This is a genomic window from Nocardioides cavernae, assembly GCF_016907475.1.
Lineage (GTDB): Bacteria > Actinomycetota > Actinomycetes > Propionibacteriales > Nocardioidaceae > Nocardioides > Nocardioides cavernae.
Genome location: NZ_JAFBCA010000001.1, coordinates 2,916,513 through 2,941,274 on the forward strand (window position 1 = coordinate 2,916,513; position 24,762 = coordinate 2,941,274).

Below are 24,762 nucleotides of genomic sequence, written 5' to 3' on the forward strand. Positions count from 1 at the left end.
AGGAGCAGACATGAGCGGTGCGGGATTCCCCGGTCACGACACGGGCAGCAGTGCCCCGCAGATGCCACCCCTCGTGCGGCCACCGCACCCGCACCAGACCCCCCACCCCGGCCCGACCCCGCGAGACGAGCAGACCGTGACCCAGCCGATCCCCTTCGAGCGTCCGCTCGAGACACGCGCCACGACGACCCTCGAGGCGGAGAAGCCCCTCGGCCCGACCGGGCGTCCGATGCCGGTGTTCCCCGAGCCGCGGCCGCTGACCGAGCACGGTGGCGCCCGCGTGATCTCGATGTGCAACCAGAAGGGCGGGGTCGGCAAGACCACCACCACGATCAACCTCGGTGCCTCGCTCGCCGAGCTCGGTCGCAAGGTGCTGCTCGTCGACTTCGACCCCCAGGGCTCGCTGTCGGTGGGGCTCGGCCTCCACCCGCACGAGATGGACCTGACCATCTACAACCTGCTGATGGACCGCGAGACCGTGCTCGACGAGGTCGTGGTCCCGTCCGGCATCGAGGGCATGGACCTGTTGCCCTCCAACATCGACCTGTCGGCCGCCGAGGTGCAGCTGGTCCACGAGGTGGCGCGCGAGCAGACCCTCCAGCGCGTGCTCGCCCCGGCCCTCGAGCACTACGACGTCATCCTCATCGACTGCCAGCCCTCGCTCGGCCTGCTGACCGTCAACGCGCTGACCGCCTCGGACGGCGTCATCGTGCCGCTGGAGTGCGAGTACTTCGCGCTGCGCGGCGTGGCCCTGCTGAAGACGACGATCGACAAGGTGCGCGAGCGGCTCAACCCCAAGCTCGAGATCGAGGGCGTGCTCGGCACGATGTTCGACGGACGCACGCTCCACAGCCGCGAGGTGATGGAGCGCCTCGTGTCGGCGTGGGGCGACAAGGTCTTCCACACCGTCATCCGCCGCACCGTGAAGTTCTCCGACGCGACGGTCGCCGGCGAGCCGATCACGGCCTACGCGTCCTCGTCGGCCGGCGCCGACGCCTACCGCCAGCTGGCCAAGGAGGTGCTGACCCGGTGGCCCGCCGAGTGAGCATGCCGGCCGCGGACGACCTGTTCCGGCCGACCTCCGACCCCGCGACTGCGGACCCCGCTCCCGAGCAGCGCCAGCGCCGCGTCCGGGCCGTGGCCGACGACGCCGAGCCCGACGGCCCGCGCAAGCCCAGTGGCCGCGTGCGGCACGACGAGAAGATGACGGTCTACGTCACCTCCGACGAGCTGCTCGACATCGAGCACGCCCGCCTGACGATGCGTCGCGATCACGGCCTCGCCGTCGACCGTGGCCGCCTGGTCCGGGAGGCGCTGGCGCTCGTGCTCGCCGACCTCGAGGCCCAGGGCGCCGACAGCGCGCTGGTGCAGCGGCTTCTCGACGAGTGAGCACCGCCCGCCCCGCTGTCCCGGACCTCTCGCCCGGCGGCGCGCTCGAGCCGGGCAGCGAGGCCCCGGCGTTCGCCGTACGCCTGGACAACTTCGAGGGCCCGTTCGACCTGCTGCTCGGACTCATCTCCAAGCACAAGCTCGACATCACCGAGGTCGCGCTGTCCCAGGTCACCGACGAGTTCATCGCCCACGTGAAGAACCTCGGCGACGCCTGGGACCTCGAGCAGACCACGTCGTTCCTGGTGGTGGCGGCGACTCTGCTCGACCTCAAGGCGGCCCGCCTGCTGCCGCAGGGTGACGTCGAGGACGAGGAGGACCTCGCGCTCCTCGAGGCGCGCGACCTGCTCTTCGCCCGGCTCATGCAGTACCGCGCCTTCAAGCAGGTGGCCTCGGTCCTCGAGGAGCGACTGTCCTCGGAGTCGCGCCGCCACCCGCGAGCGGTGGGGCTCGAGGAGCAGTTCGCGACGCTGCTGCCCGAGGTGCTGATCGGCATCGGTCTCGACGAGTTCGCGCGGCTGGCGGCGAGGGCGCTGGAGCCCAAGCCGGTGCTCGAGGTGTCCCTGCAGCACATCCACGCCGCCAAGGTGAGCGTCCGCGAGCAGGGCCAGCTGGTCGTCGACCGGCTGCGCCGCAGCGGCACGATGACCTTCCGGGCGCTGTGCGGCGACTCACCGGACCGGCTCACCACCGTGGCCCGCTTCCTCTCGCTGCTCGAGCTGTTCCGCGAGGGAGCGGTGTCCTTCGACCAGGTGACCCCACTGGGCGAGCTCACCGTGCGCTGGACCGGCGCCGAGGACGGCGAGGTCGACATCCACGACGAGTTCGACGGCGCCCCGCCGGGCGACGATGATGCACCCATGCCGTCGGCAGCCGCCGACGAGCCCGAGGAGGACCAGTGAGCGAGCAGCCCGACAGCACCCAGCCGGACCCGGGTCCCGTCGAGGGCGCCGACACCGGGACGGCTGCTGAGGCCGACGCCGGGGTCGACACGCTGGACGTGGCGGTCGCCGAGCTGCGCCCGGCGCTCGAGGCGATCCTGATGGTCTCCGACGAGCCCCTGAGCACGGTGCGCCTGGCCTCCGTGGTCGGGCACCCGGTCGAGGCGGTCGAGGCCGCCCTCGAGGCCCTGGCGGGGGAGTACGCCGAGCAGGGCCGCGGCTTCGACCTGCGCTCGGTGGCCGGCGGGTGGCGCTTCTACTCGCGTCCGGAGTTCGCCGGTGTCGTCGAGTCGTTCGTGCTCGAGGGTCAGCAGGCGCGGCTCACCCGGGCCGCCCTCGAGACGCTGTCGGTGGTCGCCTACAAGCAGCCGGTGTCGCGCGCGCGGGTGTCGGCGATCCGCGGCGTCAACGTCGACGGCGTGATGCGCACGCTCCTCACCCGCGGGCTGGTCGAGGAGGCCGGCCAGGACGAGCTGAGCGGCGCGAACCTCTACCGGACCACGTCCTACTTCCTCGAGCGCATCGGCGTCACCTCGCTCGACGAGCTGCCCGAGCTCGCGCCCTACCTGCCCGACATGGACGACCTCGAGGACGAGCTGGCCAGCGTCGCGGGGCTCGACGCCGAGCCTGCGCCGGAGCCGGCTGCCGAGCCGGCTCCCGTCGACGTACCGCCCGCTCCCCAGCAGCCGCAGCAGGCTCCGCGCCACGCCTCGCCCCACTCCGGCGACGGCACCGAGCCCGACGGCGGGACCGAGATCTCTTGACCACCCCACGACACCACTCGCATCGCTCGCGCTTCCGCAGGGACCCCGAATGAGACCGCACGACGCACCCGACAACGACCAGCCCGCCTCGCAGCGCCCCGACACCGACGAGGACGGCCTGATCCGGCTGCAGAAGCTGCTCGCGCAGTCCGGTGTCGCCAGCCGCCGCAAGTGCGAGGAGCTCATGCTCGACGGCCTCGTCGAGGTCGATGGCGAGGTCGTCACCCGGCTCGGCACCAAGGTCGACCCGCGCACCGCCGTGATCCGGGTCGAGGGCAAGCGCCTGCCGCCGATCAGCGACAAGGTCTACCTGGTGCTCCACAAGCCCCGCGGCGTCGTCTCGACGATGTCGGACCCCGAGGGCCGGCGCACCCTCGGCGACCTCGTCGCCGAGCGGCCCGAGCGGCTCTTCCACGTCGGCCGGCTCGACACCGACACCGAGGGCCTGATCATCCTCACCAACGACGGCGACTTCGCGCAGCACCTCGCGCACCCCTCGCACGAGGTCGACAAGACCTACGTGGCCGAGGTCGACGGCGAGGTCCACGTCCGGACGATCCGCGAGCTGCTCGCCGGCGTGACGCTCGAGGACGGTCCGGTCACGGTCTCCCGGGCCCGGGTGCTCGGCGGTGACCCGCGGCGCGAGGGCAGCAACCGCTCGATCGTCGAGCTCACCATCCACGAGGGGCGCAACCGCATCGTGCGGCGCCTGCTCGCCCACGTCGGCCACCCGGTGCGCCGGCTCACCCGCACGCAGATCGGACCGGTCACCCTCGCCCGGCTGCGGTCGGGGGAGATGCGCGAGCTCACCATGGCCGAGCTGGGCGAGCTGATGGACAGCGCGCAGCTCTGACTCCGGACGCGGCTAGGCTCGTCGGGTGGCAGTGAGAGCAGTGCGTGGGGCGACCCAGCTCGAGGAGGACACTCGCGAGCACATGCTGGACCGGGTCGCCGAGCTGGTGACCGACGTGATGGAGGCCAACCACCTCGAGGTCGACGACTTCATCTCGATCATCTTCACCGCGACCAGCGACCTGACCAGCGAGTTCCCGGCCTATGCCGCACGGCAGCTCGGTTTCTCGGACGTCCCGCTGGTCTGTGCCCGCGAGCTGGAGATCGCCGGCTCGATGCCGCGGGTGGTCCGGCTGATGGCGCACGTCGAGACCGACCTGCCGCGCTCGGAGATCACCCACGCCTACCTCCACGGCGCGGCCAACCTGCGCCGAGACCTGGCCCGGACCACCAGCCATGACTGACGACGACCTGCCGGCCCTGACCGGGCCGGTGGAGGTCGTCGGTGCCGGCCTGATCGGCACGTCGATCGCCCTGGTGTGCAGCCGGCTCGGCATCGAGGTCGTGCTGCGCGACACCTCCGAGGAGAACCTCCGCACCGCCCACGGCCTCGGGGCGGGACGCGCGGCGGCGCCGGACGACCGACCGCAGCTGGTCGTGGTGGCCGTGCCGCCCGCCTCGGTCGGCGACGCCATCGTCGACGCCCTGAGCCGCACCGGCGCCGTCGTCACCGACGTCGGCAGCGTGAAGGCCGCCCCCTTCGAGGAGGTGGCCGGCCGGGTCGGACCGGACGACCTCGCCCGCTACGTCGGCTCGCACCCGATGGCCGGCAGCGAGCGCTCCGGACCCCTCGCCGCCAGCGCGGCCCTCTTCGACGGACGTCCCTGGGCCGTCACGCCGCACCCCTACGCGCGCCCCGACGCCGTACGCCTCGTCGAGGCCCTGGTGCTGGAGTGCGGGGCCGCGCCGCTGGTGATGGAGCCGGCGGAGCACGACCGGGCGGTCGCCCGCATCTCCCACCTGCCCCACCTCGCCGCCGTGCTCGTCGCCGGACGGCTGGCAGCGGCCCCGGCCGAGCACCTCGCCCTCTCGGGGCAGGGCGTCCGCGACGTCACGCGTGTCGCGGCGAGCGACCCGGAGTTGTGGCAGCAGATCCTGGAGGCCAACTCCGAGGCCGTGCTCGACCTCCTCGCCGAGGTCCGCGCGGACCTCGACGCCCTCATGTCGGCGGTGGCCTCCGATTCGGGCCCGGACCTCGTCGAGATCCTCACCCGCGGCAACGCGGGCACGGCGGCGATCCCCGGCAAGCACGGCGGCCCGGCGCGACCGACCCGCTCGGTCTTCGTCGCGGTGCCCGACCACCCGGGCGAGCTTGCCCGCCTCTTCGGCGACGCCGGCGAGATCGGCATCAACATCGAGGACGTCCACATCGACCACGACCCGGGACGCCCCGTCGGCCTCACCGAGCTCGTCGTCGAGCGCGGCAGCGCCGAGCCGCTGCTGGCCGCTCTCGAATCCCGCGGGTGGACGACCCACCGGTAACCTTCTCGCCCGTGAGCACCGTCGACAGCACCGCACAGACCGGGTCCCTCGTCATCGCCGTCGACGGCACGTCCGGCTCGGGGAAGTCGAGCACCTCACGGGGCGTGGCCGACCGGCTGGGCCTGCGCTACCTCGACACCGGCGCGATGTTCCGGGCCATGACGTGGTGGCTGCTGCGCGAGGGCATCGACGTACGAGACACGGCGGCGGTCGCGGCCGCTGCGGGACGTCCCACCATCGAGTCCGGCACCGACCCGCTCGGCCCGACCATCACCGTCGACGGCACCGACGTCTCGGTCGAGATCCGAGCCGACGAGGTCAACGCCGCGGTCAGCCCGGTCAGCGCCGTGCCGGAGGTGCGTGCCCGGCTGCTCGACCTTCAGCGCGAGGCCATCGGTGGGGGCGGCATCGTCGTCGAGGGCCGCGACATCGGGTCCGTCGTGTGGCCGCAGGCCGAGGTCAAGGTCTACCTCAGCGCCGACCCCGATGCCCGCGCGCAGCGTCGTACGGCCGAGCAGGGCGGCACGGACGTCGCCAGCACCCAGCAGTCCCTCCTCGAGCGCGACCGCATCGACTCCGGGCGGGCCACCGCGCCGCTGACCATGGCCGAGGGCGCGGTCCACGTCGACAGCACGCACCTGACGCTCGCCGAGGTCATCGACCGGATCGTCGCGCTGGCGGAGGCACGACCAGCGTGACCCGGGCGGACCTGCCGGCCAGCGCCGACGAGCACCCCGCCACCCGGTTGCTGCACCGGCTGCGTCGCCCGGCCGCGCGGCTGGTCCGCACCCGGTGGCCGGTGGTCGTGCACCACGCCGATCGCGTGCCGGAGACGGGCGGCGTGATCCTGGCGAGCAACCACATCGGGATCATCGACGGGCCGCTCCTCGCGGTCTTCTCGCCCCGGCCCGTCCACGCGCTGACCAAGCAGGAGATGTTCGAGGGGCGGCTCGGGCGCTTCCTGCGGGCCTCGGGCCAGATCCCGCTCGACCGGTTCCACGCCGACCCGGGTGCGATCCGCTCGTGCCTGCGCGTCGTGCGCGACGGGGGAGTGGCCGGCATCTTCCCCGAGGGCACCCGCGGCGACGGCGAGCTGCACCGCTTCCACCACGGTGCCGCCTACCTCGCCCTGGTCACCGGCGCCCCGGTCGTGCCGGTCACGATGCTCGGCACCCGTCCGCCCGGTGGTGGGGCCAACGCCCTCCCGGCGCGCGGCGACACCGTCGACCTGGTGTTCGGGCGGCCGTGGCGGACGACACAGCAGCCGTGGCCACGCACCCGGGAACACGTGGCGGCCACGTCGGTGTTGCTCCGGGGGCACCTGCTGTCCGAGCTGGCCACCGCGCTCGCCGACACGCGCCGATCCTTGCCCGGGCCGCTTCCTGCGGGACAATCCGAGGACGACCCCGACACCGGGCTCGTCGAGCCATCCAGAGAGCTGTGATCACCCATGACTGAGTACGACGCCGGCGTCGACGCCGCGTCCACCGACGAGCCGACCGGGCCCACCCCGGTCCTGGCCGTGGTCGGGCGACCCAACGTGGGCAAGTCCACCCTCGTCAACCGGATCATCGGGCGCCGCGAGGCCGTCGTCGAGGACCGCCCGGGCGTGACCCGGGACCGCGTGTACTACGACGCCAACTGGAACGGCCGCGCCTTCACCGTGGTCGACACCGGCGGCTGGGACCCCGACGCCCGCGGGCTCGCCGAGCGCATCGCCGGCCAGGCCGAGGTGGCGGTCACGCTGGCCGACGCCGTGCTGTTCGTCGTGGACGCGACCGTCGGGATCACCGACTCCGACGAGGCCGTCGTACGCATCCTGCGCAAGTCGGGCAAGCCCGTCGTCCTGGCCGCCAACAAGGTCGACGACCAGCGCACCGAGGCCGAGGCCTACGGCCTCTGGAACCTCGGCCTGGGCGAGCCGTTCGCGGTGTCCGCGCTGCACGGCCGCGGGTCCGGCGACATGCTCGACGCGATCCTCGCGGCGCTCCCGGAGACGCCGAAGGAGTCGTTCGAGGAGGTCGGCGGCCCGCGCCGCATCGCGATCGTCGGCAAGCCCAACGTCGGCAAGTCGTCCCTGCTCAACATGCTGGCCAAGGAGGACCGGGTGGTCGTCGACAACGCCGCCGGCACCACGGTCGACCCGGTCGACGAGCTGATCCAGCTCGGTGACCGCACCTGGCGCTTCATCGACACCGCGGGCATCCGCAAGCGGGTCAACCAGGCGTCCGGGCACGAGTACTACGCCTCGCTGCGCACCACGACCGCGATCGACCGCGCCGAGGTGGCGGTGCTGGTGCTCGACGCCAGCGAGACGGTCTCCGAGCAGGACATGCGGATCATCCAGACGATCCGCGACGCCGGCCGCGCCATGGTCATCGCCTTCAACAAGTGGGACCTCGTCGACGAGGAGCGCCGCTACTACCTCGAGCGCGAGATCGAGCGCGACCTGGTCCAGCTGAAGTGGGCGCCGCGGATCAACTTCACCGCCCGCACCGGCTGGCACGTCGACCGTCTCGTCCCGGCGATCGACAAGGCGCTCGAGGGCTGGGAGACCCGCATCGGCACCGGCGCCCTCAACACGTTCCTCGGGCGCCTGGTCGCCGAGCACCCGCACCCCGTGCGCAGTGGCAAGCAGGCCAAGATCCTGTTCGCGACCCAACCGTCGGTTGCCCCGCCCACGTTCGTGCTCTTCACCAGCGGCAAGCTCGATGCCTCCTACGAGCGCTTCATCGAGCGGCGGCTGCGCGAGGAGTTCGGTTTCGTCGGCACGCCGATCGTCATCGAGCAGAAGCCGCGGGAGAAGCGCAAGCGCTGACCTCGCCGCTGCTCAGGGATCGAGGCCCTGGGCCTGCAGCCAGTCCATCGGGTCGACCGGGCTGCCGGCGGCCGGGCGCACCTCGAGGTGGAGGTGCGGGCCGGTGGAGTTGCCGGTGGAGCCCACGCTGCCGATGACGTCGGTGATGCCGACCTGCTGGCCGGCGACGACGCTCGTGTCGGTCTGGTGGCAGTACCAGACCTCGGTGCCGTCGGGGAGCGTGAGTATCGTGCGCAGGCCGTAGGGCCCGGCGTACGCGACCTCGGTGACGGTGCCGTCGGCGACCGCGACCAGCGGCTCGCCGGCGTACGCGCTGAAGTCCTGGCCGCCGTGCTCTGCCTCCCACAGCGGACCGGTCAGCCCGAAGCCGGCCGAGAGGTCGTACGACGCCAGCGGCAGCACGGCACGCACCGCGTCCGGGTCGCCGTCGTAGCCGTAGCGGGCCAGCACGGCGCGATAGCCGATGAGCGCCCGGTCGCGGGCGTCCGCGGCCTGGTTGAGGGTCGCCAGGCTGTGCTGGCGCTCGGCGAGCTGCTCGGCCAGAGCGACGGCCTGCGCGACGGCCTCGGCCTCACCGCTGTCCTCGCGCACGACCGCCTCGGGTGCGGCCTGGGCGGCGGGCGCGACGAGGCCCGTCCCGACGATCGCCGCGAGGGCGGCGACCACCAGGCCGAGGCGTGGCACAGCTGGCATCAGGAAACCCCCACAGGTCGACGGTCCATGGTCGGGCCGCACGGGCCGGCGCTCACGGCGTTCGGCGACAAATGGCCCACTCGGACTACGACCGTGGCGACCCGGCAAGGTGGCGCGAACACGGGGGGAGCTGGGTGGATGGCGGGTCGATTCCGTGACCGCGGAAGCCCTGCGGTAGTCTTCCCATCGCTCCGCAGGCCTCGTGCCAGGAGCACTCGGGCTGTGGCGCAGCTTGGTAGCGCACTTGACTGGGGGTCAAGGGGTCGCAGGTTCAAATCCTGTCAGCCCGACCGAGAGAACCGGCTCTGACCAGCGGAAACGCAGGGTCAGGGCCGGTTCGTCATTCGAACCCGAAAGAGCCATTCCGCACTTGCTCCCCACCCGTTCCGGGTCGGGGTCGGGGTCGGGGTCGGGGTCGGGAGCTTGGGCGCCAGCTCGTGCAGGACGTGCGCCACATCAGCGGCGATCGCAGGCTTCGAGATGTAGAACTCGCGCGTGATGGCGGGGGAGGAGTGGCCGAGCTGCTGGGAGGCGGTCAAGGCATCGACCCGCTCCGAGATGAGGGTCGCCACCGTCTTGCAGAACGTGTGGGGCGTGACCCACTCGAGAGCGGTGTCCATGGGGATCTGCCGCCAGCGGCGCTCCACGTTGTTCACGTGTTGCCAGGTGACGCCGCCGTGGCCGCTGGTGTGGTGGCCGTCACCGGTGGAGCCGCACCGACCGGGGGAGCCACCGGAGCCTGCGCTCGGTCAGGCGTAGAGGACTCAGCGTGCGCCGAGCCCGCTCGGGCCGGACTTGTGACGGGCAGGAGGAGCTGTAAGCAACGGGCGTGGTGGATCGAGCACCACCATCACGGCGAGGTTGTTGACTCGCGCATGGCGCTTGGCGAGCTGGGCATCCTCGAGCAGGAGCCGGGCCGTGACGGTGCACTCACCGCCGTGCAAGGCGACCAGCTCTCCTGCGCGCACCACCGCGGCGGCACCGACGACGTCGAAGTGCACCTCCAGCAGGAACTCGAAGGAGTTGATGAAAGTGTCGTCGACGTAGAGGTCGACGTGTGGGTGGTGCACGGATGTCACTCGGTGGGTCGCCAGCAGCGCCACCTCCTCCGTACCCGGTGCGGCCGCCGTACGTCGCGCCGCCTCAACGAGCCGGCTGTGCCTGCGCCAGCCCGCCACGAGCAGGTCGCCGAGGTCGAGGTCGACGAGGTCGTCGGCCATGGCGCCGACGTCCCGGTCGATGTGGTCGGCGACCGACGATGCCAGGCGCCGGACCACCTCCAGCCTGTGGCGCGCGTGGTCGTGGCCGCGGATCGCCTCTCCGGCGTCGCGGGGCTCGCCGTTGTCGCGCTCGTCGAAGAGCAGGCTGCGGGCGGTGGTGGGGTTACCGATGCGGGTGCTGGTCATGGTTCGACCTCCTGGACGGTCTGAGTGCCGAGGTCTCGGTGTGGCGTCAGACGTAGCACCCGCGTCTGCGGGGACTCGTCGGCGCTTCGCTCGGCGACGTGCTCCTCAGAGCGGCCGGACACCGGGTCGAGCGCGAGGTTCTTGGCGACCCACCGCTGGTCGCCCCGGCGTTTGAGCGCCCGACCGCCGGTGGCGCCGGCGGCTGCCACCAGGAGCGTCGCTGCCCCGATGCCGGCGACCATGGCCCACGGCGAGTCGTCTTCGACGATGACGGTGACGGTCGAGCCCACGGCGACGTGGGTGCGTGCCACCGGCTGTTGACTGCTGATCGTGCCGTCGCCGTCGCCGTCGCCGTCGGGCTGGCTCAGGAAGAGGCCGACGCTCGACAGCAAATCGCGCGCCTCGTCGGCGGTGAGCCCGACAAGGTCGGGCACCACCACCACGCGCACGGGCCGACGCCCGCTCTGCACGCTGACGTTGACCTCGCTCCGTACTGGCACCAGGCCACCCGGCTCGGGGCGCTGTCCCCGCACCGTGCCGCCGGTGCCCGTTACCACGCCAAGCTCGAGGTCACGGCGGTCCAGCACCGCAGGGACGTCAGCGAGCTTCAGGCCGCGCAGGTCCGGTACGCGCACCCTTGTCGTAGGGGGCAGGCCCAGGGTGACGGCGACCGAGTCGCCAGGCGCCGCCTCCTGCCCCGCCAGAGGCCGCTGCTCCTGCACGTTGCCGCCGCCGGGGTTGGCGATGCTGCCCAGCAGCAAGCCGGCCGACTCCAGCGCGGCCCGTGCCGACGCCACGGACAGGCCGACCACGTCCGGGACGACCACGACGTCCTCGACCGGCGGGGTGCCGAGGTCGAGGTCGACGCGACTGAGCGGCTGCACCAGCAAGCCAGCGGCAGGCTGCTGATCCTCGACGAAGTCACCGGTGCCCGTGACGACCCCAGGCACCAGCTTGGCAGCCCTGATCTCCTGCTCGGCTTCGGCCCGGGTCAGGCCCACCACGTTGGGTACCGCGACGTCTGGCTCTCGTGGCGCAGTCACGAGGAGATTCGAGGTGTCGCCAAGGGCGCCGTCCGACACGCATTGCGCTGTGACGCGGTGCTCGGTCAGCTGGGCGGACTCCGGGACGACGAAGGTGCCGGCTGCCGAGCCGCCGGCCAGCTCCTCCCGGACCAACTCCTGATCGCCGTCCCACAGGAGGGCCAGGGTTCCGTCGGTCTGCACGTCGTCAATCGGTAGGCATCCGTCGAACCCGCTCGCCGTCCAAGGCACCAACGCCCCAGGAGGCGACTCGTCGCGGTCGAGGCTGAGTGACGGGATCGCCACGGCGGACGCTGTCCCCGCCAGGACCAGTAGGAGCGCGCCCACGAGCCCGGCGAGGCGTGCTCGCTTACGAGGCGCTGGCGAGCGGGACACTGTTACCCCCGGTGAACCATGTGGCCGTGCCTTCCAACTTTCCTCCCGCCGAGGCGTCATGGCAACACTCGGGCAGTCCATCGATCTCCCTGACCACGCATGCGGCTTGGTGGCCGCCTGGAACGGTCGGTCCGAGTCGGAACAGACATCAGCCAGGTAGGCGCGTCGGGGCGGTGACCCCGCGAAACGGTGGGGCGGGCCAACCCAGGTCCGGCGGAAAGGCTTCCTTGGCTCGGACAGGGATGTGCGTGCCGCCCGTCCCGCTCGGGCCGTCTGGATCCTGGGCGACCCAGGCTTCTGCTGCAGAGCAGCCTCACCCCCGTCGGGCGGCGATGAGGCTGCTCCGTCGCAGGACCGTCACGGTCCACGTGGGCCCCTGGTTCGCAGCTAGGGTCAGCGCGACCGCAGCTCCTCCACGACTCCTGGGAGGACGCCGCGTCGGGCCAGGACGTCCGCGGAGGCGTTGAGCAGGTCCGTTCGCGCTGTCGTGTCGCCCATGTCCTCCATGGCGGCGGCGAGCCGCTCTGTCTGCTTCGTGACGGCGATGTGACCGAGCGAGTCGGCGGCTCGATCGAAGTCACCGAGCGACGCGGAGAGCAGCTGGGTCGCCTCGTGGGGGTCGGCCGGGACGACCTCCACGACCTCGGTGCCTGCGTCCCCGAGGGCGAGCACCTTGCCGTCGGTCGCCTTCGGGGCGCCGAGGGCGGCAGTGGCGTGGACAGCCGCGGCCGACTCGGGGAGCCGCTCGGCCACCTCGCGGAGGGTGTCGTTCGCGGAGGTCAGCACGCGTGATCCACCGAAGGCCAGCACGTGGGCCACCTCCTTGGTGAACATGTCGTCGGCGAGCCGCTCGGCCTCGGTTCCGCTTGGTCGGTCGACGACGATGCCCAGCGGCCTGCTGAGCGCCGCTGTGGCGCCCGACTGTGCCTCCGTGGCGGCGTAGACCGTGTACGAGCCGGGTTCGCTGACCAGCCAGCCACCGCTGCCCGCAGAGACGAAGACCGAGGCGTACATGGCGTCGCCCGGCTGGAGGACGCGCGGCGCGGGCGCGGTGCAGTACCGCGCGAACGGCAGCCACCGCTTCGCCTCGCCGCCGTCCTTGGCGACGACGATCGCGAGACCGTCGCCCTGCAGAGCGTTGTCGTCCACCACGGCCGGCGTGGACGAGACGTTCTTGAGCCGCAGCTCCAGGACGACCGGCTCGAGGAACTCGAAGCGCGGCTCGCGGTGCACGCGCAGCTCCAGCTCGAGCGGCCCGGTCACGGCGGCACGCAGCTGCTCGTACGCTTCTTGCTCGAACCCGTGGTTGTCGAACCACGGCGCCGCGCCCATCTTGACGAAACGCTCCGGTGCGTGGCGAAGGAAGAGCAGCTCGTCCGGGCTGAACCCGTAGTCGAACGCGGCGAAGAATGCGTCCAGGCCGCCCGGGTAGTTGTACGGGTAGTTCATGAAGCTGAGTGCGGCGGGTTCGTCGGTGAGGGAGACCCACCCTGTGCCGAGCGACTTCTGCCACGAGTGTGCAAGGTTGAATGCGTGACCGATCTCGTGCATGGCGGTCCAGAACTTCATGCGCTCGACCCACGGGCCGGGGTGGACCTCGCCGTTGGGCGCCTGCGAGATGAACGAGTCGCTGAAGATGGCGGTGCCTTGGCGTTGGGCGGCGCCGATGTCGTCGAACATGATGCCGCCGAGCGACGTGCCTTGGTCGTGCAGTCGTGCGAACAGGACCCAGATCGCCCACTGGGGCGCGTCGGCCCAACGGGACCAGTGGGCCTGCATCGCGTCGTGCATCTCCTGGTCGGACCAGGCGGAGCCAGGCGGGTTGGGGATCACCGAGTCCCCGCCCGTCTTCGTCACCTGGAACCCCAGGCGGGAGTAGGCGGTCTCCAGTGTCAACGTCGAGCCGGGCGCCGAGGGGGAGCGGTTCGGGTGGGTGGCGGGGTTGTGCGAGGTCACCGCGGTGGCGTCGCTGACCCGGTCGTACTCGAACGCGACGTCTCGGAACGCGGCCTTCTGGAAGCTGAAGGTGTGCGTGACAGGGGATGCGGTTCCGCCGCTGAAGGTCGCGGTGGCTTTCCTGTTCGAGGGAAGGAACGGGCCTCCGGTGAGCTTGACCGTCACCGTGGTGTGCGGGCGCAGCGAGGCGTTGCCGTCGCGGTAGCTGATCGGACCTGACCATGTCCCGGTCGCTGGGTCCTTCTTCACCCGGGCGATCCAGGTGAGCCTGCCTCCGAAGAGTCGGGTGATGGTGCCGCTGATGGTCATCGTCGGCTTCACTCCGTCGATGTCGACGCGCAGCTCCTCGGAACCGAACAGCGGTGTGATCGATGGTACCGGAACGAGTGGAGCCACAGCGTCCTCAGCGGTGCCGGCGTGCGGTTCTTGGCCGTTGGTGGAGCTCCCCGCCTGGTCCGGAGCGGATGCTCCGAGTGGGGTGATCGGCGGGAACGGGGGGATCTGCGGAGTGGGAATGGGCACAGGTACCGGCGGCAGCACGATGGGCCGATCGACGCGGTACACGCCGGAGCGGCGCAGCAGGATCGGCGGGAACGGGATGGGCGAGAGGGGGGCCTTCGCCGCGGCGAGCCCCCCGTGATCCGCGTCGTCGTACACGTCGGGAACCGCGTCGGGGACTGCAGCGACCTCGGCGGTCGCGTTGCGTGTCGTGCGGTAGTCCTCGTCGGACGCGCGGCTGAGATCGATGGACATGGTGGGCGCTCCTCTTCTGGGTGGTGACCTTCCACCTGGAGCGGAGCCGCCGGACGACCACCAGATACACCCGTCTAGACGACCGGCAGGCAGCGCGACGCGGCGTACGGCTCGTGGCTAGGCGAACATCGGTGGCGTCGCCTGCGGCAGCACGTCCAGCGAACCGTCCGTGACGTTCACTCGCACGTGCGGTGTGGCTGCCGGGTCCAGTCCGACCTCGGCCGAGAGACCCCGCTCGGGAACGGTGATCTGCACGGTCGCTCGGGCGTCGGACGGGACGTCCAGCTCGACGACGGTCGCCAGCCCCACCTGGTGACGTGTGGTCACGTCGGGGTCGGTGTGGTGGTCCTCGCTGGCGACGAGGACCACCAGATCGTGGTCGAAGCCGTTCTCCAGGTAGACATGGATCCCGGTCATCGGCGTCTCCCTTCACCTCGTGGGCTCGAGGACGAGGTCATGGGGTACCACGATCCCACCATTCCGAACGCCACCACAGATCGATGGGCCAGCTCCTATCGCGGCGTCGGTGCGCCGGGGAAGGTGCCGCGCTCGGGACGACTCGCGGTCGCAGCCTTGCCGGGTGCGTGGGAGAGCAGCTCCTGCGCCTGCTTGTCGACGAATCCCACGAAGAGCTGCTGTGCGACTCCGAACAGGAAGGCGTAGGCGAGGATCTGTTGCTGGTTGTCGAGGTTGGACAACCCGGGGATGAAGTGTGCGGCGACGAGGAGTAGCCCGCCCACGGCCGTCAGGGCCCCCACCGGCAGCTTGAGCGCGGCCAGTGCGGTGGGGACGTCGTAGGCGACCGAGGTCCCCTGCATGTTCCTGATGGAGATGATCGCGGACAGGAGCCCACCGAGCGCCCCCAGGGATGCGACGATCCCCACGTCCGCCTTGGACGGATCGCCAAGTCCTGACGCACAGACCTCCTGTGCCTCGCTGAAGCAGATGGGTAGTGCTTCCGGGTTGTTCCATGCGTACGCCACGACGGCGATCAGGGTGACGCCGAGGATGGCGGCACTCCCCAGGACGGCGTTGCGGAAGCTGCGCAGACGCTTGTACTCCGAGTCGGCGGCCTCGAACCCCACCTGGACCGCCTTGGCCAGCTGGGCGCGGCGTTGTTCCGGAGACTGTGCCTCGGACTGGAGGGCGAAGGCGGCGGCGCGCCTGGGGTCGTCCCGGTCGAGCCGTGCTTCCACGCGGGCGATTGCCTCGGGCACTTCTGCCTCGGCGTGGACGTCGTCGTAGAGCGACGTCATCAGGATCTCCGCAGCGTGGAGGTTCTGGTAGGCCGCATCAACGTGTGCCCCTCGCCACCAGTTGCGGACGCTGCGGGTCGGTTGGACCCGCGTCGCCGCGAGCGCAGCGTGCTTGAGCCGGTCCTCGGCCCGCTCAGCGAGCTGGGTCTCGCCGGCCGACAGGTCCCTGTCGAGCCGCATCGCCTCGAGGCGCGCCTCCAGGACGGCGGCGCGCACCAGGACCTCCTGCGACCAGACCCGGCGCGTCCGACGGCGACGCTGACGTCCCTGGGACTCCTCGTTGTCGTCAGCAGCCTCTGCGGTGGGCCACCGACGGTCGGAAGGCCGTGGCGGGGCTGACTCCTGTGTGGTGCGGGTCGTTGTCATCGGCTTGCTCCTTCCGTCTCGTCAGCGCGTGCTCGGCTCATTTCAGGAACCACTCATCGGTCGTGTAGTCGGTCCGCCAGTCGGCCGCGGTGAAGTCCGTGTGCACCCACACCCGCAGGTACAGCCGCCCGGAGTAGGTGTAGGTCTTCACCCAGACCGCCTTCGTGGCCCAGCTGTAGGAATAGGTCGCACGCTGCCAGCTGTCCGACATCTCGTACGCGCGGCGCGTCCCCCAGTCGCAGTCGGTCGGGCTGCAGCTGCCGAAGGGCCGGAGCGTGAAGTAGCTCTGGCCACCGGTGCAGTTGCCGTTCTCGTCGCACAGGATCTGGTCGCCGCAGTGGAAGCCGACGACGACGCGGGTCGTGGAGCGCGTGGCGGTGTTCGTGTTGCGCCAGTCGCCGACCATCGGTTGTGCGGCGCACAGTGCCGAGGCGGAGGTGGTCGTCGCCGCCGTGACGCCGACGGTGGCAAGGGCGGCCGCCATGAGCGTGGCGACCAGCCGGCAGAGGTGCCGAAGGACGGAGGCGTTGCGGCGTGTGGACATGGGGTCTCCTCGCAATGGGTGTGCCTGGGGCAGGTTGCGCTATTGCGGAGAGTCCTGGGACGTCCCGTGATACATCGGCACGCCGACTAGGAGAATCTCCCGTCGGCGAGGCCCCGAAGCGCCGCGAGCCCCGGCGCGAAGAGGTACTCCATGCCTCGGGTGACCACCAGGTCCGGCTCGGTGGTGACGAACCTGGGCGGACCGTCCCGCACGGGGATGACCATCTTGCCGCTGGCGTTCTCGTTGCCGAGCAGGAAGTCCTGGTCCTCGCCGAGGAAGAAGGCGTCCCCGTCACAGCACCAGGCCCGTTGGATGACCTCGAACTGTCGCTCGATGTCGGCCTGGAAACAGACGAAGACCAGCCCGCGGTCCACCGCGTCGTCGCCGGACGCCTCCGTCGGCAACGGAGGGCCGTAGGGCATGCCGCGTCGGATGATCCTGTGCCGCGCGGTGAGCAGGCCGGTCTCCGGCACCGCTGTCCCGAACTCGATCGAGTCGCGAGGGTTGGTCCGCCGGATGTGTGCGCCCCGCGGGCAGATCTCGCCTGCGCGGTCGTGGGGGAGGTAGCGGAAGTCGTTCGGGGGCAGGCGGGCCGCGTCGTCGCTGAGGTCGTGCGTGACGGAGCGCCACGGATCCAGCTCGAGCGGCAGGCCGTCGCGCCAGCGTCCCACGGTCTTCGCCGCCATCAGCTCGACCGGCAGGTCAGCCTGTTCAGCCGCCACCTGGAGGCGGGCCCGGAACGCGCCGACGTGCTGGCGCAGCTTGCGCCACACGACGTACGACCCGTTCCGCACCAAGGCTGGATCCGGCGCGTCAGGCACCGCGCCGTCCTCGTCCCAGTAGCCGAGGATGAACTCCCCGGGCTTCACGGGGCGCCAGCCGCCGTCGCGCAGCGGGACTCCGCCGCCGCGGACGAGCGGGTCATCGGTTGGCACCACGCCCTCGACGGCGGGCTGTGAGGAACCATCAGCGAACCCGAAGTGCTCGACCATGTGCCGTAGCGTCTCGGCCTCCTGGACGGCGACGACCGCGACGTCGTCCGCCTTCGCGAGGACTGCTTCCAGGTCCCGGTACGTCCGGGGGTACTCGTCCGGCGTGGCGTGGAGGGTGACGATCGCGTGCACCTGCCCCATGCCGGTGCCCATCCCCTCCTCCCAGAGGGTCGGGTCGCTGGCACCGACGTCGCCGAGCGAGCGAGCGCGTGCGTGGGCGGTCTTGGGGTGCGACATCTCGCGGAACGGCTCGGGGAAGCCGTCGAGCAGTGACTGGCGGATGCCGAGCGCGCCGAACCCCGCATGGGTGATCGACACGGTCGTGCCCACGCTGGGTCGCCTGGAGGTGGCGGGGGTGAGGTCGGGAAGGAGGGCTCCGAGGAGCCTGCGACCGGGTCCGGGCGAGTCGAAGCGGAGCAGGAAGTAGGCCGCACGGCCGGGGTCGTGCCCGTAGGAGTGCAGGATGTTGGCCTGGATGTCGGGCAGGTCGAGATGGCGGCCCATGTCAGGCACTCCCGTCCCAGGAGCGGAACCTGTTGAGGAGGTCGACGGGGTCGGCACCCTGGGCCCAGATCGCGAACCGTGCGTGCTGCTTGCGGAGCGCGAGCGCGGACTCGATCTTGCTGACGGTCGCATCGGGGAAGGCGAAGTAGGTCTGCTGGGCGGGCAGCCGGTGGGTCTCCATGTACGCGACGAACTCCGTCGCTGCGCCATCACAGGGGTAGCCGTTGCAGCATCCCCAGATCCGGTCGGCGTCCGTGCCGCACGTGCTGCGAAGGTCCTCGAAGAAGGCTTCCGGAGGTCGGTTCGCGACCACGCTGAAGAGCAGGTGACGCCTCGCCAGCGGCTTGCGTCTCCGGCCGGCGGGCTCGTTCGGGCCGCCGACGAGCACCAGGCGCGCCAGGTGGATCGAGTCGAGACGTGCGAAGGGGCTCTTCTCGTCCCGCGGGAGGGACCGGAGGTGATCGCGCAGCTCGGCCTCGCGGCCGCGGGTGACGGGCGTCAGCACCGAGATCGAGGTCTGCGGCCAGCCCGCCGTCACAGATCCGTCCCCCGGCGCACCAGGAAGCCGCGGTAGAGGCGGGCGAACTCCTCGGGAGTGGACGAGCGGGCCGCCTCGGTCAGGAACTCGTGCTCCCGGGCGACCGCCAGCGCGGACTCGATCGTGCGCACGGTGGCGTGCGGGTAGGCCCAGTAGAGGTACCCGATGTCCCACGAGTGCTTCTTGATGTAGTCCCGCACGCTGCCGACCGAGCTGGACCCCGGAAAACCGAGCGACGTCCCCCAGATTCGCCTGATGTTCGCGGCGATGCCGTGCACGAACGACTCGATGTACGGGTCGACCTCGGCGCTGTACGCCACCTCCCACAGCATCACGCGCGGGGAAGCGCGCTCGATGACCTCGTCCCCGACGGCAGGTAGCCGCGTGATGATGTTCCAGTTGGAGAAGAACACGGAGTCGAAGTGCTGCAGCCCCTTGAGGGAGGGCTTGAGGCGGGTCGCGACGAACTGGGCCTTCAGCAAGACCGGTCCGCGCCGCGCGAGCGGGGTGATGACGGTCAGTGCGCCGTTGGCCGGCCGGGTGGGGCGACCCGGGGTGTCCTGCGTCATTGCCTCGAGCCCGCCGTCGGACGGAAGGCGTCCACGATCCTGTCGATCGTGTCCGTGTCGGCGAGCAGCTCCATGGCACTGGACCTCAGGTGGCGCAGGTTCTCTGCACCGGCGTTGTCGATCTCGTTCACCCGGGTCCGTCTGCCGTCGACCGCCTGGGGAAGCTCGGGCTGGAGACGGAAGTATCGTTCGCCCTCGGGGAGCAGGCGCTTCATCTGGTAGTGCACGGCGTCCTCCTGTGCATCGAGCACGATGTCGAACAGCGGCTTTGCCCAACCGAGCGCGCCACCGTGCAGCGTCGACCTCGTCGCGAAGTCGAATCCGACAGCGCCGGTGCCGATCGACAGCACGACCACCTCGTCGGCCGCGAAGTCGGAGACGCCCCGGATCACCAGGTCCATCGCGTGCGCGTACGCGCACAGCGTGGGGTTGTTGGCGACCGTGCCGCCGTCGACGAGGTGGAGGTCACAGCCGTCCTCGATGAGCCGTGCAGGTGAGAAGTACGTCGGCGCTGCCGCAGTCGCGCGCAACACGTCCTTCATCAGCTGGACCTGCTGGCGACCGTCGATCGTCATCTCCCGTGACTTGAAGATGCGCGGTTCGCGCGCCTTGATGTCGTAGGACGTGATGAGCACTTCCTGGACTGCCTCAGCCAGCATGGCGCTCCCGAACTCCTCCTCGAGGCTCCTCTCGAGGGCGGCAGCGTCGTACCTCGGTCCGAGCAAGCCGTTCGCCGACACGATTCGGTGCCGCCACGACCGGCGGAAGATGGTGCGGCTCACCGCGAGGTAGAAGTCGACGACCTCCTGGGCCGTCCGCGCCGGCCGGCCGGTCATGGACGGCCGCAGCAAGCCGAGCGCGACGATCGCGCCGGTGGACGTCCCAGCGACGAGGTCGAACATGTCGGCGGTCCTGCAGCGGGCGCGCTCCTCGATCCCCTTGAGGATCAGACCGGGGACGAGGCCGCGTACCCCACCACCGTCGAGGGAGAGAATCCGGTACACGGTGCCTCCTTGTTGGCCTATCGGGAGAACTGGACCCACAGCTCGTCAGGACTGGCATCGACCCAGGTGAGCCGTCCGCGTCGCCCGGCCGCGCGGGTCAGCCCGTCCACGGCCAGCAGCGGAGCCAACATGGCGGGCAGCTGACCGCGCATGAGGGCCTCTCCCATGCAGCGGTGGGGGCCGCTCCCGAAGACGAGGTACTGGCCCTCCGACCGGGTCACGTCGAACCTGGCCGGATCCGGGACGACGGAGTCGTCCCACATGGCCGAGTGGGTGCCGGCCAGGACGAACGCGTGGGGCGGGACCACGGTCTCGTACGGGGTCCCCCTGCCCAGGATCGCGCCGTCGGGACACGTGCGGGGAAGGCCGACCTGCACGGGACGGAACCGCAGGACCTCCCACAGCACGCGCTGCAGCTGCTCCATGTCGCTGTCGCGCGCCGCTGCCGTGGCGATCACAAGGGCGTCGCGGCGGTCGAGCAGGCCGTCGATCGCGACCATTGCCGCCTTCGTCGCGTGCCAGAACCAGCCGATGGCGAGGCCGATGATGTTGTCGACGATCTCCGCCTGGCTCAGGCCATCCGGGCCTTGCGGAGCCCGCTCGACGGCCATGATCCGCGTCAGCAGGTCGTCAGGGCGATCGCGGATCGGCACCGAACGACGCTCGACCAGCGCCGTCTCGACGACGTGCCTGACCTCCGCGGCCGCGCCGTCGCCTGCTCGGTGGATCTGCGACAGGTTCGCGTTGTTCAGGAAGATGTCCTGGAAGATCGCGCGGCTCCAGTCCAGCAGCACGTCGGGTGGTGTCCGCCCGATCCCGACGTATCGGGCAACCAGATCGATCAGCACGGGCCGGACCAGTTCTCGTCCGACAGCCATCCCGTTCGGATCGGCCGATGCCACGGCAGCGGTGGCGATGTTCGCCATGTCCTGTCGGAGGTGCTGGTGGTCGCCCGGTCGCAGCAGGCCCTCCAGTGCACGGTGGTGCCGGCGATAGTCCTCGCCGGTGAGGCCCAGCACGAAGCCGGACGCGAGGCCGGTGGTGTAGGGCGGCGCGAAGGTGGTCGTGTCGTCGAGAACGCCCAGCACGTCCTCCCGGCGGCTGACCACGACTGCGTCGCCCACACGCACGATGGGCCGCCGGTGGCGCAGCCACGACAGGCCGCTGACGTTCCGGAAGTCGAAGAAGCGCTGAGGTGCCGTGATGGCCAGCTGCTGCAGCCTGCCTGTGGCCGCGCGTTGCCGCGCGCCGGCCCCCGTCTGGACCTGGTCCCTGGTCGCGCGCCAGAGCGCCTCCATCTGCTTATTGAACCGAAGGTGTCGTCGCCGAGCAAGGTAAAATCCGTGCATGAGCAGGGCCTTGCGCTACGCTCCGCCGATCGCGACCCGCGAGCTGGTCGACCGGCCGCGGCTTCTCGCCACGTTGCGTGGCCGGTTCGACAGGCCGCTCACGACCGTGGTCGCCGGCGCAGGAGGTGGCAAGACCACCCTGCTGATGCAGGCATACCGGGAGAACCAGCTGTCCCCGCTGGGCGAGGAGAAGTGGCTCACCTGCCAGCGCGACGACGCCAGCCTCTCCTTCCTGGTCGGGGGTGCGTTCGAGGCGCTGGAGGTGCCGAAGCCGGTCCCGGAGGACCCGCGCACGGCGGCCGTCGCCGTGGCGGAGGCCATGTGGCGGAAGAGTCCGACGCACGTCGGGCTGGTCCTCGACGACGCCCACGAGATTCCGTCAGGCACGCCGGGCGAGGAGTTCCTCGTGATGCTGATCGAGGAGCTTCCCCTCAACGGACACCTCGTGCTGGCCACCCGACCTGCATCGACGACCGCCCCGCGCAACTCCCCGGCCTGGGAACGCGTCGTCGCCCGTCTCCGGGTCCAGGGGCGGGTCGAGGAGATCGATCAGCAGTCGTTGGACTTCGCGCACACCGAGCTCGAGGAGTTCGCCCGCCTGCGCGACCTCGACCACGAGGTCGAGGTCGACTCGCTCACGCCCTGGCCGGCGGTCGCCGAGCTGCGTGCCACGTTCGGCGTGAGCTCGGCGGGCGTGAACGCGGTGGGCAGCTACCTGCGGGCCGAGCTGTTGTCCGGCTTCTCGGAGGAGCGACGCCGTGCGCTGGCGGTCCTGGCCGCCGTGGGGGGTGCGGATCAGGAGCTGGCGAGCCAGCTGCTGGAGTCCGACCTCGACCTCGACGACACTCTCGATGGCCTGCCCCTGGTCGTCCGCGCCGACGACGGGTGGCGTTCCCTGCACGACACCTGGAAGGACACCCTGCGCAACGAGCTCGACGCCGCGGAGGTCGCCGATGCGCTGCGCAAGGCGGGGGTCGTGCTGCGTCGGCGGCGGCAGTACCACGATGCGATGAACCTGCTCCTCGGGGCGGAGGCCTGGGACGAGGTCCTGGCGTTGATCACCGAGGTGTGCGAGGTGTGCACGCCCCTCGTTCCCAACGACGTGCTCGAGGTGTGGCAGGAACGACTGCCGCGCGAGCTGCACCAGACTCCCGAGGCCCTCCTGCTCGCCAGCATGATCGCCGAGCCGACCGACCCCGCGGTCGCGGAGAAGCTTCTGGAGCGGGCCCTGGAGACGACTCCGCTCGACCCGGCAGTGCGCTACGCGTGTCTCAATGCGCTGGTGCAGCTGGCCTTCTGGCGCAGCGACCGCGCCCGGATGAAGTGGATCGTGAGCCAGCTCCGGGCGCTGGCTGAGCGCGGTCATCCCGACGCTCGGGGGTGGGTGGCCCTGGTCAGTGCCGTGCTGGCCCTGCGCGTCGAAGACGTCCGGTCGGAGCTCGGGGAGCCGGGCTTGCGGGACGGGACAGTGCGCAACCCGGTCCAGCACTGGCTGCACGCACACGTCCTGCTGCTCAAGCTCGGCGACCCAGGGGCGGCGAGGACGCCTGCTCGCCTGGCCCTGAAGAACAACGTGATGACGATGATGGCGGTCTCGCGCAGCGTGCTGGCCGAGTCCTACCGGCTCGAGGGCAGGCTCGACGTGCCGGCCGCGATGCTGCCTGCGCTGCTGGCCGACCTCAAGGCCGTGAAGGTGCACACCTCGCCCGAGCTGGTGACCCAGGCAGTCGTGTTGCTCGACGTCCTCGGTCGCACCGACGAGGCCGAGGGGGTTCTCGAGGACTTCCTGCCCGCCGTGGTCCGGTCCCCGGTTGCGTGGGGCAGGTTTGCGGCGGCCCTGGCCACGGCGTTCCACGCCGTCTCGGTGGGGGATGAGGCACAGGCTGCGGCCGTCGTTCGCGACCTCACGCGTCTCCCCGTCGGCCGCAACGAGGGAGCACTGGTCCAGGTCTCGGCCTCGGCCCCGGTCCTCATGTACGTCCTCGTGCCGGAGGTCCGACCCGAGTGGGATGGCAACGAGCACCCCGGCTGGCTGCGGCCGATGCACGCGCTGGCTCGCGCCCTGGTGGACCTCCGCGAGCACGGCGACGTGGAGCGGCTCGCCTCCCTGGACGGTGAGGCGCGACGGCTGATGCCCGCCACCTTGCCCGCTCCGTGGCTGGTACAGCTGGCGGTGGGTCGGGTGGCGTGTGGCGACCAGGTCGGGCGCGCGCTGGTCGAGGAGCTGGGCAACCGGGCCCGGCCCACGCTTCGGGCGCTGGCCGCAGGCGGGCCGCTGGCAGCCACCGCCGACGAGCTGCGGAGGACGATGCCGGCCCTGCCGGCGTACCGCCTCCGGCTCCGGTTGCTCGGCACCTTGGAGTTGAGCCGCGACGGGGTGGTCGTCACCCACGAGCACCTGCGCCGCCGTCGGGTTCGAGAGCTTCTCGGCTACCTCGCCCTGAGGCGACGCGCCCTCCGGCACGAGGTGGCGGCAGCACTCTGGCCCGACCTCGACACGCGGGCCGGCGCGCACAACCTGTCGGTGACGCTCGGATACCTCCAAAAGGTGCTCGAGCCCGACCGGAACAGGGACGACCCGGCGTACTTCGTCCGTACGCCCACCGAGGAGCTGCTCGAGCTGGTCGACGACGCGTACCTGGAGGTGGACACGCGTGCCTTCGAGGGCTGCCTGCGGGACGCGTGGCGGCTCAACGAGCAGGGCGCGCTCTCGGCGGCGTTGGATGCCTTCGCCCAGGCCACGGACCTCTGGGGCGGTGACTACCTCGGCGACGTGCCGGACGGAGACTGGCTGGACCATGAGCGCCGCACCAAGCGCACCCAGTTCGTGGATGCAGCCGTACGGGCGGGCGAGCTCTTCCTGACCCGTGGCGACCTGGACCGGGCATGGTCGCTGGGGGAGCGCGCGTTGAGCTTCGGCCCCGAGTGCGAAGAGGCGTACCAGCTCCTCGTCGCCGTCCACCTCGAACGTGGTGACCGGCCGACTGCCAGACGCTACCTCGACTGGTGCCGGCAGATGCTGTTCGAGCAGGGCCGCGCAGAGGACGCGCGGACCACCACCCTCGACCGGAAGCTCGGCGCCCTCCCAGGCCCGGTGGATGTGCACGATCTGGACTGGTCTGGACCGTTCGGAGGCTCGCTGACGGCTCGCTGACCCGTCCCGCCGAC

The 24,762-nt window shown here is 71.1% G+C and carries 24 protein-coding genes and 1 tRNA gene; 12 read left to right on the forward strand and 13 right to left on the reverse strand.

What is annotated here, in order from left to right; all coding sequences use genetic code 11:
* Positions 1–136: 136 nt before the first annotated feature.
* The 10 genes from JOD65_RS13745 to der are packed head-to-tail and all read left to right on the forward strand — an operon-like array spanning position 137 to position 8,246.
* The gene (locus JOD65_RS13745; protein WP_307821172.1) at positions 137–1,045 is read left to right on the forward strand and encodes a ParA family protein; all 909 of its coding nucleotides are present in this window, start codon (positions 137–139) and stop codon (positions 1,043–1,045) included.
* 2 nt (positions 1,046–1,047) lie between these two features.
* A complete protein-coding gene (locus JOD65_RS13750; protein ID WP_191197364.1) occupies positions 1,048–1,389 on the forward strand; it encodes a hypothetical protein in 342 nt (113 codons plus the stop codon).
* Entirely contained in the window at positions 1,386–2,291 is a 906-nt protein-coding gene (locus JOD65_RS13755; RefSeq protein ID WP_191197346.1) for a segregation and condensation protein A, read from the forward strand. Before JOD65_RS13750 ends, JOD65_RS13755 begins: the two co-directional genes overlap by 4 nt.
* Positions 2,288–3,094 (forward strand): SMC-Scp complex subunit ScpB, encoded by an 807-nt coding sequence (scpB, locus tag JOD65_RS13760; RefSeq protein ID WP_191197345.1) that lies wholly within the window; start codon positions 2,288–2,290, stop codon positions 3,092–3,094. Before JOD65_RS13755 ends, scpB begins: the two co-directional genes overlap by 4 nt.
* 49 nt (positions 3,095–3,143) lie before the next feature.
* The gene (locus JOD65_RS13765) at positions 3,144–3,947 is read left to right on the forward strand and encodes a pseudouridine synthase (protein WP_191197344.1); all 804 of its coding nucleotides are present in this window, start codon (positions 3,144–3,146) and stop codon (positions 3,945–3,947) included.
* Between the two features lie 25 nt (positions 3,948–3,972).
* Entirely contained in the window at positions 3,973–4,350 is a 378-nt protein-coding gene (gene aroH / locus JOD65_RS13770) for a chorismate mutase (protein WP_191197343.1), read from the forward strand.
* Complete coding sequence (locus tag JOD65_RS13775) at positions 4,343–5,428, forward strand: prephenate dehydrogenase (protein ID WP_191197342.1); 1,086 nt, start codon at positions 4,343–4,345, stop codon at positions 5,426–5,428. The genes aroH and JOD65_RS13775 overlap by 8 nt, the downstream gene beginning before the upstream one ends.
* Positions 5,429–5,439: 11 nt before the next feature.
* A complete protein-coding gene (cmk, locus tag JOD65_RS13780) occupies positions 5,440–6,126 on the forward strand; it encodes a (d)CMP kinase (RefSeq protein ID WP_191197341.1) in 687 nt (228 codons plus the stop codon).
* Positions 6,123–6,872 (forward strand): lysophospholipid acyltransferase family protein, encoded by a 750-nt coding sequence (locus tag JOD65_RS13785; RefSeq protein WP_191197340.1) that lies wholly within the window; start codon positions 6,123–6,125, stop codon positions 6,870–6,872. The genes cmk and JOD65_RS13785 overlap by 4 nt, the downstream gene beginning before the upstream one ends.
* A gap of 6 nt (positions 6,873–6,878) precedes the next feature.
* Positions 6,879–8,246, forward strand: a complete 1,368-nt coding sequence (gene der, locus JOD65_RS13790) for a ribosome biogenesis GTPase Der (RefSeq protein WP_191197339.1) — start codon at positions 6,879–6,881, stop codon at positions 8,244–8,246.
* Positions 8,247–8,258: 12 nt separating this feature from the next.
* Here der and JOD65_RS13795 read toward each other — a convergent pair whose 3' ends face one another.
* Positions 8,259–8,939 (reverse strand): M23 family metallopeptidase, encoded by a 681-nt coding sequence (locus JOD65_RS13795; protein ID WP_191197338.1) that lies wholly within the window; start codon positions 8,937–8,939, stop codon positions 8,259–8,261.
* A 216-nt stretch (positions 8,940–9,155) separates the two neighbouring features.
* On the opposite strand from JOD65_RS13795, the gene JOD65_RS13800 reads away from it, so the two are divergent.
* A tRNA-Pro gene (locus JOD65_RS13800) sits at positions 9,156–9,229 on the forward strand.
* A gap of 36 nt (positions 9,230–9,265) precedes the next feature.
* Here JOD65_RS13800 and JOD65_RS13805 read toward each other — a convergent pair.
* The 12 genes from JOD65_RS13805 to JOD65_RS13860 form a co-directional block, all read right to left on the reverse strand.
* Positions 9,266–9,559 (reverse strand): site-specific integrase, encoded by a 294-nt coding sequence (locus JOD65_RS13805; protein WP_191197337.1) that lies wholly within the window; start codon positions 9,557–9,559, stop codon positions 9,266–9,268.
* 144 nt (positions 9,560–9,703) lie between these two features.
* Positions 9,704–10,345 carry a hypothetical protein gene (locus tag JOD65_RS13810; RefSeq protein WP_191197336.1) on the reverse strand — a complete coding sequence of 214 codons (642 nt, stop codon included), beginning with the start codon at positions 10,343–10,345 and terminating at the stop codon, positions 9,704–9,706.
* Positions 10,342–11,823, reverse strand: a complete 1,482-nt coding sequence (locus JOD65_RS13815) for a PASTA domain-containing protein (protein ID WP_191197335.1) — start codon at positions 11,821–11,823, stop codon at positions 10,342–10,344. Before JOD65_RS13815 ends, JOD65_RS13810 begins: the two co-directional genes overlap by 4 nt.
* Positions 11,824–12,156: 333 nt before the next feature.
* A complete protein-coding gene (locus JOD65_RS13820) occupies positions 12,157–14,472 on the reverse strand; it encodes a zinc metalloprotease (protein ID WP_191197334.1) in 2,316 nt (771 codons plus the stop codon).
* A 117-nt stretch (positions 14,473–14,589) separates the two neighbouring features.
* The gene (locus tag JOD65_RS13825) at positions 14,590–14,889 is read right to left on the reverse strand and encodes a hypothetical protein (RefSeq protein ID WP_191197333.1); all 300 of its coding nucleotides are present in this window, start codon (positions 14,887–14,889) and stop codon (positions 14,590–14,592) included.
* Between the two features lie 95 nt (positions 14,890–14,984).
* Positions 14,985–15,944, reverse strand: a complete 960-nt coding sequence (locus JOD65_RS13830) for a hypothetical protein (protein WP_191197332.1) — start codon at positions 15,942–15,944, stop codon at positions 14,985–14,987.
* 187 nt (positions 15,945–16,131) lie between these two features.
* A complete protein-coding gene (locus JOD65_RS13835) occupies positions 16,132–16,638 on the reverse strand; it encodes a hypothetical protein (RefSeq protein ID WP_191197331.1) in 507 nt (168 codons plus the stop codon).
* An 86-nt stretch (positions 16,639–16,724) separates the two neighbouring features.
* Positions 16,725–18,134, reverse strand: a complete 1,410-nt coding sequence (locus tag JOD65_RS13840) for a Dyp-type peroxidase (RefSeq protein ID WP_191197330.1) — start codon at positions 18,132–18,134, stop codon at positions 16,725–16,727.
* 1 nt (position 18,135) lies between these two features.
* Complete coding sequence (locus JOD65_RS13845) at positions 18,136–18,672, reverse strand: hypothetical protein (RefSeq protein ID WP_191197329.1); 537 nt, start codon at positions 18,670–18,672, stop codon at positions 18,136–18,138.
* Positions 18,669–19,241 carry a hypothetical protein gene (locus JOD65_RS13850; RefSeq protein WP_191197328.1) on the reverse strand — a complete coding sequence of 191 codons (573 nt, stop codon included), beginning with the start codon at positions 19,239–19,241 and terminating at the stop codon, positions 18,669–18,671. Before JOD65_RS13850 ends, JOD65_RS13845 begins: the two co-directional genes overlap by 4 nt.
* Positions 19,238–20,245 carry a patatin-like phospholipase family protein gene (locus tag JOD65_RS13855; RefSeq protein WP_191197327.1) on the reverse strand — a complete coding sequence of 336 codons (1,008 nt, stop codon included), beginning with the start codon at positions 20,243–20,245 and terminating at the stop codon, positions 19,238–19,240. Before JOD65_RS13855 ends, JOD65_RS13850 begins: the two co-directional genes overlap by 4 nt.
* Before the next feature lie 17 nt (positions 20,246–20,262).
* Positions 20,263–21,543, reverse strand: coding sequence for a cytochrome P450 (locus tag JOD65_RS13860; RefSeq protein WP_191197326.1), 1,281 nt, complete (start codon positions 21,541–21,543; stop codon positions 20,263–20,265).
* A gap of 49 nt (positions 21,544–21,592) precedes the next feature.
* Between JOD65_RS13860 and JOD65_RS13865 the strand changes: the two genes are divergently transcribed.
* Positions 21,593–24,748 (forward strand): BTAD domain-containing putative transcriptional regulator, encoded by a 3,156-nt coding sequence (locus JOD65_RS13865; protein ID WP_191197325.1) that lies wholly within the window; start codon positions 21,593–21,595, stop codon positions 24,746–24,748.
* The last annotated feature ends 14 nt before the right edge of the window (positions 24,749–24,762 follow it).

Bases quoted from the DNA above. Each gene is read 5' to 3' on its own strand.
- JOD65_RS13750 (WP_191197364.1), top strand. From the start codon at position 1,048: ATGCCGGCCGCGGACGACCTGTTCCGGCCGACCTCCGACCCCGCGACT.
- JOD65_RS13765 (WP_191197344.1), top strand. From the start codon at position 3,144: ATGAGACCGCACGACGCACCCGACAACGACCAGCCCGCCTCGCAGCGC.
- JOD65_RS13775 (WP_191197342.1), top strand. From the start codon at position 4,343: ATGACTGACGACGACCTGCCGGCCCTGACCGGGCCGGTGGAGGTCGTC.
- der (WP_191197339.1), top strand. From the start codon at position 6,879: ATGACTGAGTACGACGCCGGCGTCGACGCCGCGTCCACCGACGAGCCG.
- JOD65_RS13795 (WP_191197338.1), bottom strand. From the start codon at position 8,939: ATGCCAGCTGTGCCACGCCTCGGCCTGGTGGTCGCCGCCCTCGCGGCG.
- JOD65_RS13805 (WP_191197337.1), bottom strand. From the start codon at position 9,559: ATGGACACCGCTCTCGAGTGGGTCACGCCCCACACGTTCTGCAAGACG.
- JOD65_RS13810 (WP_191197336.1), bottom strand. From the start codon at position 10,345: ATGACCAGCACCCGCATCGGTAACCCCACCACCGCCCGCAGCCTGCTC.
- JOD65_RS13815 (WP_191197335.1), bottom strand. From the start codon at position 11,823: ATGACGCCTCGGCGGGAGGAAAGTTGGAAGGCACGGCCACATGGTTCA.
- JOD65_RS13820 (WP_191197334.1), bottom strand. From the start codon at position 14,472: ATGTCCATCGATCTCAGCCGCGCGTCCGACGAGGACTACCGCACGACA.
- JOD65_RS13825 (WP_191197333.1), bottom strand. From the start codon at position 14,889: ATGACCGGGATCCATGTCTACCTGGAGAACGGCTTCGACCACGATCTG.
- JOD65_RS13835 (WP_191197331.1), bottom strand. From the start codon at position 16,638: ATGTCCACACGCCGCAACGCCTCCGTCCTTCGGCACCTCTGCCGGCTG.
- JOD65_RS13840 (WP_191197330.1), bottom strand. From the start codon at position 18,134: ATGGGCCGCCATCTCGACCTGCCCGACATCCAGGCCAACATCCTGCAC.
- JOD65_RS13850 (WP_191197328.1), bottom strand. From the start codon at position 19,241: ATGACGCAGGACACCCCGGGTCGCCCCACCCGGCCGGCCAACGGCGCA.
- JOD65_RS13860 (WP_191197326.1), bottom strand. From the start codon at position 21,543: ATGGAGGCGCTCTGGCGCGCGACCAGGGACCAGGTCCAGACGGGGGCC.
- JOD65_RS13865 (WP_191197325.1), top strand. From the start codon at position 21,593: ATGAGCAGGGCCTTGCGCTACGCTCCGCCGATCGCGACCCGCGAGCTG.